The 15,642-nt window shown below is 41.7% G+C and carries 15 protein-coding genes; 4 read left to right on the plus strand and 11 right to left on the minus strand.

Translation table 11 applies throughout. The annotated features are described in order from the left end of the window. Nucleotides 1–28: 28 nt before the first annotated feature. The 8 genes from DBR43_RS25475 to DBR43_RS25510 all read right to left on the minus strand — a co-directional run bounded on the left by DBR43_RS25475 (nt 29) and on the right by DBR43_RS25510 (nt 8,609). A complete protein-coding gene (locus tag DBR43_RS25475) occupies nt 29–1,813 on the minus strand; it encodes an OmpA family protein (RefSeq protein ID WP_124586111.1) in 1,785 nt (594 codons plus the stop codon). A 70-nt stretch (nt 1,814–1,883) separates the two neighbouring features. Next, nucleotides 1,884–2,453 (minus strand): 5-formyltetrahydrofolate cyclo-ligase, encoded by a 570-nt coding sequence (locus tag DBR43_RS25480; protein WP_124586113.1) that lies wholly within the window; start codon nt 2,451–2,453, stop codon nt 1,884–1,886. Nucleotides 2,454–2,652: 199 nt separating this feature from the next. Continuing rightward, nucleotides 2,653–3,213 (minus strand): elongation factor P, encoded by a 561-nt coding sequence (efp, locus tag DBR43_RS25485; protein WP_074611402.1) that lies wholly within the window; start codon nt 3,211–3,213, stop codon nt 2,653–2,655. Nucleotides 3,214–3,370: 157 nt separating this feature from the next. After that, nucleotides 3,371–3,985: an ATP-binding cassette domain-containing protein gene (locus DBR43_RS25490; RefSeq protein WP_124586115.1), complete on the minus strand. Its 615-nt coding sequence runs from the start codon at nt 3,983–3,985 to the stop codon at nt 3,371–3,373. 11 nt (nt 3,986–3,996) lie between these two features. Continuing rightward, nucleotides 3,997–4,782 carry an acyl-ACP--UDP-N-acetylglucosamine O-acyltransferase gene (lpxA, locus tag DBR43_RS25495; RefSeq protein WP_074611404.1) on the minus strand — a complete coding sequence of 262 codons (786 nt, stop codon included), beginning with the start codon at nt 4,780–4,782 and terminating at the stop codon, nt 3,997–3,999. After that, complete coding sequence (locus tag DBR43_RS25500; protein ID WP_124586117.1) at nt 4,779–6,191, minus strand: bifunctional UDP-3-O-[3-hydroxymyristoyl] N-acetylglucosamine deacetylase/3-hydroxyacyl-ACP dehydratase; 1,413 nt, start codon at nt 6,189–6,191, stop codon at nt 4,779–4,781. Before DBR43_RS25500 ends, lpxA begins: the two co-directional genes overlap by 4 nt. Then, complete coding sequence (gene lpxD / locus DBR43_RS25505) at nt 6,191–7,264, minus strand: UDP-3-O-(3-hydroxymyristoyl)glucosamine N-acyltransferase (protein WP_124586119.1); 1,074 nt, start codon at nt 7,262–7,264, stop codon at nt 6,191–6,193. Before lpxD ends, DBR43_RS25500 begins: the two co-directional genes overlap by 1 nt. 121 nt (nt 7,265–7,385) lie before the next feature. Further along, a complete protein-coding gene (locus tag DBR43_RS25510; protein WP_124586121.1) occupies nt 7,386–8,609 on the minus strand; it encodes an HD domain-containing protein in 1,224 nt (407 codons plus the stop codon). A 104-nt stretch (nt 8,610–8,713) separates the two neighbouring features. Between DBR43_RS25510 and DBR43_RS25515 the strand changes: the two genes are divergently transcribed. From DBR43_RS25515 to DBR43_RS25530, 4 genes are all read left to right on the plus strand, one after another. Beyond that, nucleotides 8,714–10,270: a bifunctional response regulator/alkaline phosphatase family protein gene (locus DBR43_RS25515; RefSeq protein ID WP_124586123.1), complete on the plus strand. Its 1,557-nt coding sequence runs from the start codon at nt 8,714–8,716 to the stop codon at nt 10,268–10,270. 86 nt (nt 10,271–10,356) lie between these two features. Further along, on the plus strand, nt 10,357–10,773 hold the full coding sequence (tsaE, locus tag DBR43_RS25520; protein WP_124586125.1) for a tRNA (adenosine(37)-N6)-threonylcarbamoyltransferase complex ATPase subunit type 1 TsaE: 417 nt from the start codon (nt 10,357–10,359) through the stop codon (nt 10,771–10,773). Nucleotides 10,774–10,835: 62 nt separating this feature from the next. Continuing rightward, nucleotides 10,836–12,062, plus strand: coding sequence for an alanine dehydrogenase (locus DBR43_RS25525; RefSeq protein ID WP_124586127.1), 1,227 nt, complete (start codon nt 10,836–10,838; stop codon nt 12,060–12,062). Nucleotides 12,063–12,068: 6 nt separating this feature from the next. Continuing rightward, nucleotides 12,069–12,755 carry a M15 family metallopeptidase gene (locus DBR43_RS25530; RefSeq protein ID WP_124586129.1) on the plus strand — a complete coding sequence of 229 codons (687 nt, stop codon included), beginning with the start codon at nt 12,069–12,071 and terminating at the stop codon, nt 12,753–12,755. Here the strand turns inward: DBR43_RS25530 and DBR43_RS25535 are convergent. Genes DBR43_RS25535 through DBR43_RS25545 form a run of 3 tightly spaced genes read right to left on the minus strand, consistent with a single transcriptional unit; the run spans nt 12,750 to nt 15,620 of the window. Further along, the gene (locus DBR43_RS25535; protein ID WP_124586131.1) at nt 12,750–13,256 is read right to left on the minus strand and encodes a phosphoglycerate mutase family protein; all 507 of its coding nucleotides are present in this window, start codon (nt 13,254–13,256) and stop codon (nt 12,750–12,752) included. The two genes, DBR43_RS25530 and DBR43_RS25535, sit on opposite strands and share 6 nt — an antisense overlap. Then, a complete protein-coding gene (locus tag DBR43_RS25540) occupies nt 13,253–14,284 on the minus strand; it encodes an aminotransferase class I/II-fold pyridoxal phosphate-dependent enzyme (protein ID WP_124586133.1) in 1,032 nt (343 codons plus the stop codon). The genes DBR43_RS25535 and DBR43_RS25540 overlap by 4 nt, the downstream gene beginning before the upstream one ends. Further along, nucleotides 14,271–15,620 (minus strand): D-alanyl-D-alanine carboxypeptidase/D-alanyl-D-alanine-endopeptidase, encoded by a 1,350-nt coding sequence (locus DBR43_RS25545; protein WP_124586135.1) that lies wholly within the window; start codon nt 15,618–15,620, stop codon nt 14,271–14,273. The genes DBR43_RS25540 and DBR43_RS25545 overlap by 14 nt, the downstream gene beginning before the upstream one ends. Nucleotides 15,621–15,642 lie beyond the last annotated feature (22 nt).

The raw sequence follows: 15,642 nt of genomic DNA on the forward strand, positions 1-15,642 counted from the left end.
ACAGCCCCCATTGCAAAACTCCCCCATATTAATATTTTAAGACCTTAATTTCTGTTCTACGGTTTGCCTCATGCTCCCCTGGCGTACATTTAACGCCATTTGCACATCGGTTCAGCAATTGCCTTTCCCCATATCCCCTGTCTACCAATCTGCTCCGCCCGATTCCCTTGCCAAGAAGGTAGCTTACTGCAGACGCAGCCCTTCTCCGGGAAAGCTTCTCGTTGTAATCGTCTTTTCCCCTGCTGTCTGTATGAGAAGAAAGCTCGATCCTCAGACTTGGATTTTTGACCATAATGTTGACCAGGTTATCGAGAACAGGCGCTGCATCCGCCCTGATGTTGGATTTATCGAAATCATAATGAATATTTTTGAGGATAAATGTCGCTCCAACACTAATATCACTCAATCCGAGTTTCAGCACTACATAGAGTGTTTTACTCCGATCCAATCCTTTAGTAGACACCAACTCCGTCTGCGAGAACTTTCCGGCTTCAGTCGCGACAACGGTATACTCAGATTCCTGCTCTAACTGGTAAGTAAACATGGCCTGCCCATCGGAGAGCTTCCCAACACTTTCATTGTTAAAAGTATTGGTCAGGACGGTGCTGATTCCCGGCAATTTGCTGTTGTCATTTGACCTGATCGTCTCTCCAATGAGCGTAAACCGAAGGTCATTGAGAAATATCTCCTTATAAATCACTGCCGCATCTGTTTCAAAATCTGCCAGCTTTATCCCCACAGGATCGGCAACAACCCCGTTCTTCTCCGCAGTAATCAAATAGCCCGATTTTATCGCTGATTTAACCCGCTCTGCCTCCCCATTTACATTGCTGTTAGAAACATATTCTTTTCCATTGCCGGAAATTTTCACCTTTACCCCACTTAATACCAGACCGGTCTGTTTATCTTTAACTACGACCTGGATCTCTTTTGAAATGGCTACGGGTACGACTATGACCGGCATTAATGGAAGTTTTTTTCGCTTTCCACCCAGTTTTATTTTAACTCCCGCCGCAAGGTTCAGTGCTTTTATATTGGTTTCACAAGGGCAGGGTCTGGACTCATAGAATTGGTTGATATTGGTAATCACGCCGTTCTTGACCACCAATACATCTTTGGGACCAAGGGGATTTGTTGGCTTATAATTCATGACATGAAACCTGCTCGAGTCTCCCCCGAACCGTTTTCCAAAGGTATTGAGGTAATCTGTCTGTAAAAAAACACCTACACGGTCACTAAGCTGATAAGTGACCCTTAAACCTCCCAGTCCCATCCAGGCTTTCGCCTTATTTTTTTCATTATTGGTATAATAATCGTCGAACATTTTAACGGGAGCCCCTTCCGGAGCATTTACATAAATAGATTGTACATACGCTGGAAACTGCTGAAACAGAATTCCTGTTCTCAGGAAAGCTTCCAGTTCTACTTTTTCCCCGAGAGCGGCTTTATAAGTTGGTCCGATACTTACCCCGAGATGTTTAAATGCTGGTTCATTGTGGTAATTCGTGGTCAGATGTCCGTTGGCAAAAGAAACAGATTCGAATTTCCGGATCCCGTGTTTCAGATAACGGACATCCACTCCAATTCCCCATTGATTTCCCGTAAAGAACTGGTCGATTGCCAAGCCATAAAAATAGCCGTTTTTAGCCCTTCCGACATCCTTTCGGTAATCTTTTAATGCAGAGCTAAATCCGCCAAACAACGAAAATTGTAATTGTCCTTTGGAATTAATGGGTGAAGGGCCTGTGGATACCTGTGCCAGAGAGAAGCCGGCAAAAAGTGCGGAGATGAGGGTAAGGATGATCTTTTTCATAGTCGTTAATTTAAATTTCAACTAAAGTCTGAAGATAAATCACCCATGCCCCGGGGCTGCAAAATCAGCGTTACGCTATAGGAAAGACATATGTTTTATTTGGTGTAATGCATTTGTCCAGCCTGATGTCATGTTCATTTATATCATCAATCACATTTAGTTCATCAAAAAGCGACAGCCCAATCTTCTGCGTGGATATCCCTTGCAGAAACCTGTCATAAAACCCCTTTCCATAACCGATACGGTATCCATTTTTATCAAATGCCAATAAAGGCACAATCACCATATCGACCTCTCCTGTATGAATTTCAGCCTTTTGAGGCTCCAAAATCTGGTAATGATTCATCTCAAGATCTTCCATTCCGTCATAGTAATGGTGGGTCATTAATGCAGTGTCAAAATCAGCTTTTGGAACGATGATCTTCATTTCAGGATGGTGTATTTTTATCCAGTCGATCATCAGAAAAGTATCCGGTTCTTTCTTCTGTTTAATGGGTAGAAATATATGGACAATTTTCACATTGGAAAGGTCCAGCAAGGCAAACTGTTCAACGAGTTTCACACTAAGCGTATGCACTTTTTCGGCCGACAATGACTGTCGCTGCTGCTGTGCTGATTTTCTGATTTCTGATTTGTTCATTGCTTTACACTTTATGTTCAGGCTGAAGAAATGATCCTAAAAGGAATGCGGAAGGGCGATTGATGGCGCGTAAAGGGGGCAATCCGGCGATCCTGATGATCGGGGGCCAAGGTAAAAAAAAGCCGGTAAAAAAAGATGGCTTCGGGAACCACTCCGAAGCCACAATCAACCTAAACCTAAAACTAAACTATGAAAATTCTTATTTTACTCTTTCTATATAGTCACCTGTACGGGTATCAACTTTAACCTTGTCGCCTTGGTTGATAAACATTGGGACTTTTATTTCTACTCCTGTTTCCACAGTAGCGTATTTTAATGCGTTTGTAGAGGTATCGCCTTTTACAGCGGGCTCTGTATATGTAATCTCCAACTCAACATGTGAAGGTATCTGTGCCATAATTGGCTCTTCACTTTCGAATGCGATGATTACATTCATTCCTTCTTTTAAGAATTTAACACTTTCGCCGAACAATGTTCTCGGAATGTTAAACTGCTCGAAGGAACTGATGTCCATTACTACCAAAAAATCGCCATCTTCGTATAAATACTGGTAATCATTGGTCTCAACACGACAAATTGTTACTTCTTCATCAGTGCGAAATCTATATTCAACCAGTTTCCCGGTTTTAATGTTTCGCATTTTTGCCTGGTAAAAAGCCCTCAAGTTTCCAGGAGTGCGGTGTAGAAATTCTTCTACTTGAATTAGTTCTCCGTTAAACCGAAGGATATTCCCACTTTTTACGTCTGATGCTTTTGCCATTTTATTTGAAATTGCGCCTAACCGTTTTGGCCCTTTTTCGTGCCGCAAAGGTAAAGACTATTTTTGGATTACACAATAGTAAATTAAAAAAATATTTTATTCCTTGAATTTCTTCGTTTAAACGGCATTCAAGGCAGATGACAAATATAAAAAAACGTTATTTATAATCCGTGATCTGGATCAAATGTTGACAAAACGAATACTCAACCTCCTGATTTGACCCTACGATGACTAATCTTTTATCCGTAAAATTGGCGATTAATTCCAAATACCAGCGTACTCCCTGCTGATCGAGATTAGAAGTTGGTTCATCTAATAATAGGATTGGGGTGTCTGCACAGAAAGCCAGTGCCAGCTTGGTACGCTGTTTCATTCCTGAAGAGAAGTATTTTAAAGCCTTGTCCTGCGACTTCTCGAGTCCCAGCAGCGCTAACACCGCCGTCTTGCTCATGTCTTTATACAGCCCCTTAAACTTGAAATGGAAATCTATCGTCTCTTCCAGCGTAAATTCTTCTATCAAATCCAGGTAAGGTGCTGCGAAGCTCAGGTGCTTGTAAATATCATCTACAGCAATGTTTTTTTCACCCTGGTAGCTTATTTCTCCTTCCGAAGGGGATAAACTACCAAGGATTAAACTCAATAAGGTTGATTTCCCCGAACCGTTCGGTCCAAGGATGGCGTATTTGCCAGGAGCATCGAATTCGTAATCAAAATTTCGAAAAATCCACTCCTGATTAAACCTTCTTCCGGCCCTATTTAAGCTGATCTTCATGAAATTCCAGGTTAGCTTCCTGAACCGAAGCCTTTCATTACCCCTCTGTTTGAATTTCTGATGAAATCAACAATTTCGTCACGAATTTCTGTAGGTGCAAACTCGGCTTCAATCATATCCAGTGCTTTGGTTACATTGTTATGCTTCACAAATAAGACCCTGTAGATCTCCTGAATTTCATTGATTTTCTCAGAAGAGAAACCTCTTCTCCTCAATCCCACCGAATTGATCCCGGCATAGGAAAGTGGCTCACGAGCCGCTTTTACATATGGAGGAACGTCTTTTCTTACCAATGAACCACCGGTTACAAAAGCATGAGATCCAACTTTTACGAATTGATGAATCGCAACCAGACCCGCCAGAACCACATAATTTCCAATCGTAATGTGCCCTGCAAGGGTTGTACTATTCGAAAAAATGCAATAGTCACCTACTTCACAATCATGTGCAATATGAGAATAAGCCTGGATCAGACAGTTACTGCCGATCACGGTCTTCCATTTATCTTTAGTTCCTCTGTTGATCGTTACGCATTCTCTTATGGTCGTGTTGTCGCCGATCTCTGCAGTGGTTACTTCCCCTGCAAATTTCAAATCCTGGGGAACGCCTGAGATCACTGATCCAGGGAAAACCCTGCAGTTCTTACCAATTCTGGCGCCATCCATGATGACCACATTTGACCCGATCCAGGTCCCTTCACCAATTTCTACATCCTTGTGTATCACTGCAAAAGGCTCAATTACTACATTATCGGCAATTTTTGCCTGCGGATGTATATACGCTAAGGGTTGTATCATGATACGGTTTCGCTTTCTTTAACTTTTACAATTTGGGCCATCATTTCTGCTTCCACAACAACTTTTCCTCCTACCATTCCCACACCTTTCATTTGTGCAATGCCTCTTCTGATTGGCTCCATCAAGTCACATCTGAAAACGATGGTGTCACCAGGTAATACCTGCGCCCTAAAGCGTACGTTATCTATTTTTAAGAATAAGGTCAGGTAATTTCTCGGATCAGAAACGGTACTTAAAACTAAAATACCGCCGGTCTGGGCCATGGCTTCGATCTGGATCACTCCAGGAAAAACCGGGGCACCAGGAAAATGACCCTTGAAGAATTCCTCATTCATTGTTACATTTTTAACTCCTACAACATGCGTTTTAGACAGTTCCAGGATCTTATCAATGAACAGGAATGGTTGTCGGTGTGGCAGGATTTCCATAATCTGTACCACATCATAAAGTGGCTTTACAGATGGATCATAAACATGCTGCACCTTTTTATTTTTTTCTTTTTTTATTGCTGCTTTAATCTTTTTAGCAAAAGCAACGTTTGCGGCATGTCCCGGACGGGCAGCCATAATATGTCCTTTTAAGTGAACCCCTACCAGGGCAAGGTCACCAATCATATCTAATAATTTGTGTCTGGCAGGCTCATTTTGATACCGCAGCTCCATATTATTCAGAATTCCCTGAGGAGCAACCTCCATAGCAGTCCTGTTAAAGATCTTTGCCAGGTGGTCCAGTTCTTCTTTAGTTACTTCTTTATCCACGATCACAATGGCGTTATTCAAATCACCACCTTTAATCAGGTTATTTTGAAGCTGGTATTCCAGCTCATGAAGGAAACAGAAAGTTCTGCAGGAAGCAATTTCTTTTTTGAACTCTGCAATGCTTGAAATTCCCGCATGCTGGCTTCCCAATACCGGTGAATTATAATCGATCATACAGGTAAACCTGTAATCATCTAAAGGCATGGCTACGATCTCCACTTTTCTGTCTGGCTCAGTATAGGTGATGTTGTGAGGAATCTGAAAATATTCCCTGTCTACCTCCTGCGCCTGAGCGCCAACACTTTCCAGTGCTTCCAGAAACAACATGGCACTACCGTCCATAATTGGTGTTTCCGGTCCATCAAGCTTCATCAATACGTTGTCCAGATCCATTCCAACCAATGAAGCCATTACATGCTCCACAGTGCTGATACTGGCTCCGTTCTGAGAAATCGTTGTTCCTCTTGCGGTATCTGTAACATTGTCACAATCAGCATCAACAATCGGACTTCCCGGTAAATCGGTTCTTTGAAATTTAAATCCGTGATTTTCTGGTGCCGGACAAAAAGTAAGCGTCACATTCGCCCCGGTATGAAGGCCTACACCCTGTACTGAAACTTCGCTCTTTATGGTTTTTTGCTTAACATTCATTATTTTGCTATTGTGCTGTTTTGTTCAATTATTGCTTTTAGTTCTGATATCGTCTGCTCTAATGAGGCAATCCGTTTTTCAACAGTTGGCAATTGTTTAAATATCACCGAAGCCCGCATCCAGTCTCTTAAAGGCTGAGCCGGGCTGCCATGCCATTGTTTATTTTCTATTGTTGTATTAAAGTTTATTCCAGCCTGTGCCCCAATCTGTGTGCCTTTTGCAAGGCTAAGATGACCGGCAATACCAACCTGCCCACCCACTACAGAATTTTCTCCAAGCCTCGTACTACCCGAGATTCCTGTCTGTGCTGCAACCACCGTATGCGCACCAACATCCACATTGTGGGCAATCTGAATCAGGTTATCCAGCTTAACGCCTTTTCTGATAAAGGTAGAACCCATTGTAGCCCTGTCTATGGTCGTATTCGCTCCAATTTCAACGTCATCTTCGATCACCACGTTTCCAATTTGTGCGATTTTTGAATAAGTCCCGTCTGGCTGTGGCGCAAATCCAAAGCCATCACTACCAACTACTGTATTGGAATGGATGTTTACATTATCCCCCATCACGGTTCTGTTGTAAATTTTTACCCCTGGAAAAACAAGGCAATTGCTTCCAATCTGACTATCAGCGCCAATAAATACCTGCGACTGGATCTTAGTTCCATCGCCAATCACCACATTTTCACAAATATAGCTAAAGGCACCTATAAAAACATTTTTACCGATTTTTGCCGAAGGATGGATAAAACTGGGTTGTTCAATTCCGGACTGAATGTTCATTTGATTCACCACCTCATTGTACTTTTCCAATAAAACGGAAAAGGCACTGTACGGATCCGCGACTTTAATTAGGGTGCTTTCAACAGCTTGAGCAGGGAAAAAGTCGTTCCCTACAATAACTATTGAAGCTTTTGTTGAATATAAATAGCTTTCATATTTTCGATTAGACAAAAAACATAAAGACCCAGCAGTACCGTTTTCTATCTTAGAAAGTTCTGTTACTTTAGCGTTTTCATCGCCTTCAATGGTGCCATCTATAAATTCGCTTATCTGCTTGGCAGTAAATTGCATCGTACAAAGTTAAGTGTTAAATTGATATGAACAAATAAACCTATTTAGGTTATCATCCAATCATTAGATCTAAGTAAAATCTAAAAACGGGATTAAAAGTTAATTATTTTGTTAAAAAATGCTAAATTATTCGGGGATAGCATAGTATGTGTTTGGTTACGGTCTTATCTAATGATTCTAAGTTAGATAAATCTGATGCTTTTGCAATATCAATGATGGTATTGTTTTTCAGTAAAATATTGATATTTCCACTTCCAGCGTTGTATGCTCTGTTTTCAATGACATCGGTAAAAACAAAATAAGAGACCTCATGTGCATTCAATTTCATCAGATCCGCAGTATTCTCTCTTATTCTTTGAACCCGGTCCAAATCAGGGGCTTCCGAGCTGATCTCTACCTTATAAAGGTTTCTACGGATAAACATCTGGCAAAGCTGTGCCAATATGCGGTCAGAATGATCCGCCCAAACCTTAACTGAGGCAAAAATATCCTGGTCATCCAGCTTGGAAAACTGCGCCAAATGAATTTCGGAACTAAAAAACTCTTCTTCCCTGACTTCATTTCTCAGAAAATGCTGTAATGCCGGAGTAGCAAAAAGGAGTTCACCATGTCCGGAAAGTTCTTTTGCACGTTCCAGGATTTTAACCAGCAGGTATTCCCCTGCAACAACCGTTTTATGCAGATAAACCTGCCAGTACATGAGTCTTCTGGCGATCAGGAAGTTTTCAATAGAATAAATGCCCTTTTCTTCGATCACCAGCTGATCATCCAGAACATTAAACATTTTAATGATTCTGTCGAAACTAATTACTCCTTCACTCACACCGGTAAAGAAACTATCCCTGTTCAGGTAGTCCATTCGGTCCAGATCCAGTTGCCCGGAAACCAATTGCGGAAGGAATTTTTTAGGATAATCTCCTTTGAAAATATTAATTGCTGCTGTCAGTCGTCCGCCAAATTCTACATTTAGCTTCTGCATCATCAGCATAGAAATGTCCTCATGTCTGATGCCGTTGACCAGCGTATGCTCCAAGGCATGTGAAAAAGGACCATGACCAATGTCATGTAAAAGAATGGCAATAGTAGCAGCCTCTTCTTCTTCCTTGCTGATCGGATGGCCTTTACTTCTAAGGACTTCAATGGCCAGACTCATTAAATGCATGGCACCTAAGGCATGATGAAACCTGGTGTGTAACGCACCCGGATACACCAAATGGGTCATCCCCAATTGCTTTATATACCTTAGTCTCTGAAAATAAGGATGTGAGATCAGGTCAAATACTAATTCAGAGGGTATATTAATGAAGCCATATACCGGATCATTTATGATTTTCTTTTTGTTCAATCCTTAAAAATAAATTATACGGTACAAAAATTGCTATTTTTATCCATACTAAGAAAGGGAACTTTCTTTTTTGAAAGATTAATTTATTTTATACAAATAACATAATGCAGGAAACCAAAATTTTATGGGCCGACGATGAGATTAACTTATTAAAACCACATATATTACTACTGAACGAAAAAGGCTATCACGTGACCACCTTCACAAATGGTAACGATGCGCTTGAAGCCTTTGGTAAAGAGCATTTTGACCTGGTATTTCTGGACGAGAACATGCCTGGGTTAACCGGGCTGGAAACCCTTACTGCGATCAAAAATATCCGAAATGATGTCCCCGTGGTACTGATCACTAAAAGTGAGGAAGAAAACTTAATGGAGGACGCCATTGGTTCCAAAATTGACGATTATCTGATTAAACCAGTGAACCCAAAACAGGTTTTACTGACCATTAAAAAGATCATCGATAACAAACGTTTAGTCAGCGAAAAGACATCTATGGCCTATCAGCAGGATTTTCGACGTCTGGGGATGACCTTAAACGACAAACTCAGCTATGAGGAATGGGTGGAAGTCTATAAAAAACTTGTTTTCTGGGAATTAGAGCTGGAAAAACTGGATGATCCGCAAATGCACGAGATCCTTACGATGCAGAAATCGGAAGCCAATACACAGTTCTCAAAGTTCATTGAAGACAATTACCTCGGATGGGTAAACGGGAAAGAAAAAGCCCCGCTCCTTTCTAATGAACTCCTGAAGAAAAAAGCCTTCCCGCTCATCAACGGGAACAGTACTCCGGTATTTTTTATCCTGATCGATAATTTACGGTATGACCAGTGGAGGATTATAAACCCATTGATCACGGAACATTTCCGTCTGGACGAAGAAGATACTTATTCCAGTATTCTTCCTACGGCTACCCAATATGCAAGAAATGCCATATTTTCAGGCTTAATGCCTTTGGAAATGGAAAAACGCTTCCCGGGACTGTGGCAGAATGACGACGATGAGGGTGGAAAAAACATGCACGAAGGGGCATTCCTGGCAGACCAGATTAAAAGAAGCCTGCGTAAGGACTGCAAATTCAGTTACAATAAGATCCTGACCTACGATGATGGAAAAGCGTTGAATGATCAAATCAACAACTTGCTTCAAAACGATTTTAATGCCATTGTATACAACTTTGTGGACATGCTTTCTCATGCCAGAACAGATATGCAGATGATTCGTGAGCTGGCCAATGACGATGCAGCCTACCGTTCCTTAACGCTTTCCTGGTTTGAGCACTCCCCGCTAATGGAGTTGCTGAAAAAGATTTCCCAGAAGAAAGTAAAACTTGTGATTACCACAGATCACGGAACAATCAGGGTAAAACACCCAAGCAAAGTGATTGGCGACAGGAATACCAATACCAACCTCCGTTATAAACAAGGCAGAAACCTAAATTATAATGCCAAAGAGGTATTCTTAATTAAAAATCCTCATGAGGCCCAATTGCCTAAGATCAATATCAGTTCGAACTATATCTTTGCAAAAGAAGACCGTTATTTTGTATATCAAAACAATTATAACCAGTTCGTGAATTATTACAATGAGACTTTCCAGCATGGAGGTATCTCTTTGGAGGAAATGATTATTCCTGTGGCTACTTACAGCTCCAGATAAATAATATAACATCAGGTGGAATACGAATCTGCAGATTCGCATTCCACCATTTTTTAAAGAAACCATAAAACAACTATTACTCTCTGATGAAACTTGAGGTTAATCATTTAGCTGACCTGGATCAGGCTGCTATAGATGTACTGGCATTTGCCCCGGACGAACGCATCTTTATCTTTGAAGGCGAGATGGGTGCAGGAAAAACCACCTTCATTAAAGCCCTTGCCAAAGCTCTTGGCGTAGAAGAAGTGGTATCCAGCCCAACCTTTTCTATTGTAAATGAATATGAAGGAAAGGAAAAGAACATTTATCATTTTGACTTTTACAGGATAAAAAACCTTCAGGAGGCCTATGACATTGGCTATGAAGAATATTTTTATTCGGATCATATTTGCCTGATCGAATGGCCGGAAAAAGTTCAGGAACTCCTGCCGGATCATTACTTAAAAATAGAAATCACAGTCGCCGGAGAAAATGAAAGAGTACTGTCAATTTCTAAAATATAAATTCCAAATGCACTTATTTTCAGGTATTTTGCTTAATTTCAATCCAAATATCAATAAATAAAATGGCTACAGGATTACGTGAAGGAATGGCCTCAATTGCTCAAAAAGGGCTGATACAGCCCAAAGAGACTTTGTCAGAAACCAACAAAAAAAACAACAGTCTGTATATTGGCATTCCGAAAGAGATTTCCTTTCAGGAGAATAGAATTGCATTGACCCCTTTATCTGTGGCTTTGCTGATCAACAACGGCCACCGGGTGATTATTGAAAGCGGAGCCGGTGTCGGGGCCAATTTCTCTGATAATGACTACAGCGAACAGGGAGCCACCATTTCATTCCATAAAAAAGATGTTTTTGAAGCAGATATCCTGGTAAAGATTGCTCCTCCAACATTGGAAGAGATTTCCATGATGCACAAAGGGCAAACCCTCATTTCTGCGCTTCAAATGGGAGGCCTCAAAGAAAGCTACCTTAAAGCACTCCTACATAAAAAAATCAATGCACTCTGTTTTGAGAACCTTCGCGATGAAGGAGGAATTTTGAGCGTTGTCCGCGCGATGAGTGAAATTGTCGGCGCAACGTCAATTTTTATTGCAGCCGAATATTTAAGCACGGCTACCGGAGGGAAGGGATTAATGCTCGGCGGCTTCACCGGAGTGCCCCCAACCGAAATTGTGATTTTAGGGGCCGGAACGGTCGGAGAATACGCCGCGCGTACGGCATTATCTCTGGGTGCGGAAGTAAAAGTGTTCGATAGCTCTATCTATCGCCTTAGAAGGCTTCAAAATAACTTAGGGAGCAGGGTGTTCACTTCGGTGATGCAACCTATCGTTTTAGGCAAGGCAATTACCACTTGCGACGTCGTGATCGGTGCAATTCGGGCAACCCATGGCAGAAGCCCATGTATTGTCATGGAAGAGACCGTCACCAGAATGAAACCCAACTCGGTGGTCATCGATGTCAGCATCGACCAGGGCGGCTGCTTCGAAACTTCTGAAGTGACCAACCATAGCAATCCCGTTTTCAGAAAACATGAGGTGATCCATTATTGTGTGCCAAACATTGCTTCGCGGGTTCCCCGAACAGCCTCTTATGCACTAACCAATATTTTTGCACCTATCTTGCTGGACATCGGAGACATGGGTGGACTGATGGGTGTGGTATGGAGTAAGCCAGGAATCAGAGAAGCATTATATATCTACCAGGGACACCTTACCAATAAAGACCTGGCCAACATGTTTAGTCTTCCTTACAAGGACATAGAGTTGCTGGTGGTTTCTAATCAATAAGTAAGAATGATAAAATTCCTTTTCCTTCTTTTTCTCAGTCTCCCTTTTTTTACGCTTTCTGCACAGGATAAAAAAAACAGTCCGGCTCCGATCAAAGTAATCAGCAATTATGAAGCTTACCTGAATTCCTGTAAGGAGAATCCGAAGAACAGGCTGGTGGAGCTTAAGAAAGAAATCCCAGACCTTGTTCTGGACATTCGATATGCCAGCACGAATAATTTCATGAAACTGGCGGTTTATAAACAAGCGAGGGCTTTTGCGAGAAAGCCCGTCAGCGATCAGTTAAAACGCATCCAAAAAGACCTTCGCAAAAAGGGATATGGATTAAAAATTTACGACAGCTACCGCCCATATACAGCAACGAAGACCTTATATATTAAAGCTTCCAACAAAAACTTCGTCGCCAATCCCAAACAGGGCTCCAGACACAATAGAGGCTGCGCAGTTGACCTGAGCCTGATTTACCTGAAGACCGGAAAAGATGTCCCTATGCCAACTCCATACGATAGCTTTTCAGCGAAAGCTGCTGCCGCATACGCTGACCTTCCTGAGCCTGTTAAGAAAAATAGAGACTTGTTGATCCAGGTCATGGAAGCGCGGGGATTTAAGGTCCTTCACAATGAATGGTGGCATTTTGACTTCAAGACCTGGGAAAATTATGCCCTGATGGACATTCCCTTTGAGAAACTATAACTTTCCATAATGCTGATGTTTGAGTTTCACACGGTCCCCCTTTATTTCCAGGAGAAAAATATGACTATACTCCTGCTCAGTGATCTCTTTTAAAGGAGATGTTGCACCGAAAGCGGCGATAATGCCCAGGATCCTATTAGAATGGCTGCAAATCACCACATTTTTCCCCTTATAGTCATTTAGGATGGTATCAACGAGGGCCTTATTGTCCTTCGAATTATAGAACTTTAAGCCCAGGTTTCTTTGTGATGCCAGCGGGGTTAACGTTCCCCTGGTTCTTTTGTAATCCGTGCTGAATAGCGCATCAATTTTCTTTCCTTTAAGGTATTTAACAAGTGTTTCTGCCCTTTCTTTTCCCTCAGCGCTTAGTTCGGGATCTTTTTCTTTAGGGTCTGTAAGGTCTTTTTCCCCATGTCTTACTATCCAGATCCGGGTAGTTTCCTGTGCATGAAGAGCCTGTCCTGCCATTAAAATCAGGAAAACAAATAGAATACGTTTCATAATGCTAAAATTAACTGGTTAATATTTTCTTTAGTGTGCCAACTACTCAACACCACCCTGTTAATGGGCTGACTCTGTGGATCGGGATAAGGAAAAGAAGAAATCAGGATTTTTTGATCCAAAAGCTTTTCAAAGATCTTTTTGTCCGGATGATAAAAAACTGGAAATCCAGGTACATGCTGCCAGTCCTCCTCTATCCCGGAGGCAAACCAGGCGGATAATTCCAATACTTTTTCCTGTTCCTGTCTATAGATGTTCCCTGCCTGCATAAAAGCAAACAAACCCGCTGCAGCAGGAGGTGAAGCGCCTAGAAATTCGTTACTGGTCTTTAACTGTCTGATGATTTTGTCTGATCCCAGAATAATTCCTGCATCCAGGCCAAGTGCCTTTGCCATAGAAGCGACGACAATAACTTCTACCTCAGCTGTTTTGGGGATCCGATTGAAAATTCCCCTTCCCCCATCTAAAATTCCTATCCCATGAGAATCATCCACGATCAAAATGACCCTTTTCCCTGGAAGAATTTCTTTAATGAATGAAAAATCATAGCATTCGGGAAAGAGGTTATTTAAGGAATTGCTGACGAGCACCCAATCTTTCTGATCGCTGGTATTGATCTTCTCCAGGCTCTGTCTGGCCCATTGAGAGAAACTACCTTCAGTTCCCGGCTTTTGCCCGGACCAAAGTGCAGGGTGCGTTTGCGGCGCATATAACACCCCTTCTGTACCAGAAAAAAACCTGACAGTTAACTGAGCAGCAAGATAACCGCTGGAGGTAATGAGTGCAGCGTCGGCACCAAATTGCATTGCGGCATAACACTCCGCTTCGTTATACAGCCCCAGCTGAATGTTATTGTTCCTGCTCGTCCCATTATTTAACCCGAATCTGGAAATCCCTTCGAGGTAAAATTCTAAAAAGCCGGAATGTTGCGGAATCCCCAGATAGGCCGTCCCTCCAAAATATAAATATTGCTGTTCTTCCAGTATAATACTGGAAGAAAAAGGCATTTTCAGGTTAAAATTTTTCATGTATCCCCGTTATGATCCTACCGATTTCATTTCTTATTGTGCTTACAGGAACCACGAAATTGTTATTCATAAAAGAATAGATATATACTTTGCCCTTCTTAGTCAGTACATATCCGCTTTGATTATGAACGTTGGACAGTGTCCCTGTTTTTCCAAAAACATAGGGTGTTTCCGTTTTAGGGTAGGCGTTCTTTAAAGTTCCGGATTTTCCTCCTGCAGGCAACAGACTAAAAAGCAGTTTTTGATCATTTACTTCTTCGTAAATCAAATTCAAAACCATAGCTATATCCCGTGGTGTAAACAAATTCATCCTTGATAATCCTGAACCATCCACCCATACCGCTGAATCCGGCAAAGCCGGCAAATAAGTCTTTAATACATATTTGATGGTCTTTTCCGTGCTAAGTTCATCTCCGAGTTTATTGGAACAAACCAGCAGCAATTGTTCTGCAATGAAGTTATCACTGGGCTGTAACATCTCTTTTAACACAACCCTGGTACCCACATTATAACAGGTTTTAGCGTCTTCCGGCATTGCCATATGAACCAAACCAACAGGCCTATGCAGCGTATCAGAGAGTAATGCCAGGGTCATTGCGATGCTTAGCCGATAAGGAACTTCCTGTGAAAAGCCTTCAGGAGGTTTGCCCACAGGATGAATAAAGAGGTTCTCGGTCAGTTTCCTTTGTATTTTAAAGGGCTGGCTTGAATTGCTGCTATCTGCAATAAAGCAATCCTTAAATTCTTTCGGCTGGATTTGTATTGCCCCGTTACGCATTTTAAAACTCAGCAAATTGTCCATGATGGGAAATTCATTGATCTCTGCCTGATAATAATCGTTGTAATCATCCCAGGACCATCCCTTACCATAAGGGAGTCCGGTATACCTTCCCGGAGCGAAGAAAATCTTCCGGTTTGTTGCTTTCAAAAAATCCAATGCATGTCCGGACTTCAGTCTGCTCTGCAAAAAGGAAGGATCGCCCGTTCCCCAGAAGATCAAAGAATCATTGCGTTCCACATACCGTAGGGAGGGAACAGAGTCTCCTAGCATTTTTAAGGCGGCATAAAAAGTTAAAAGCTTTGTATTTGACGCAGGAATAAAATACCTGCTTCCGTCTTTTTCAAATACCTGCTTTCTGTTAACCGGATCATATAAAACAAAACCGACAGCATTCCCTTTCAGAATTTTTGAATGCTTAAAGTTGCGCTTAAGGCTGGAGGAAAGCCGCCTTTCCGTGGAACAGGCACCCAATAAGAGAATGCTGATCAACAGGGCAACAAGAACCGTCCCTTTATTAAAAATATAAATTTTGTTTTTATCCTTAACCGTATCCATACTGAGCACTAATTTATTAAAT

This window comes from Pedobacter sp. KBW06 (assembly GCF_003852525.1).
Lineage (GTDB): Bacteria > Bacteroidota > Bacteroidia > Sphingobacteriales > Sphingobacteriaceae > Pedobacter.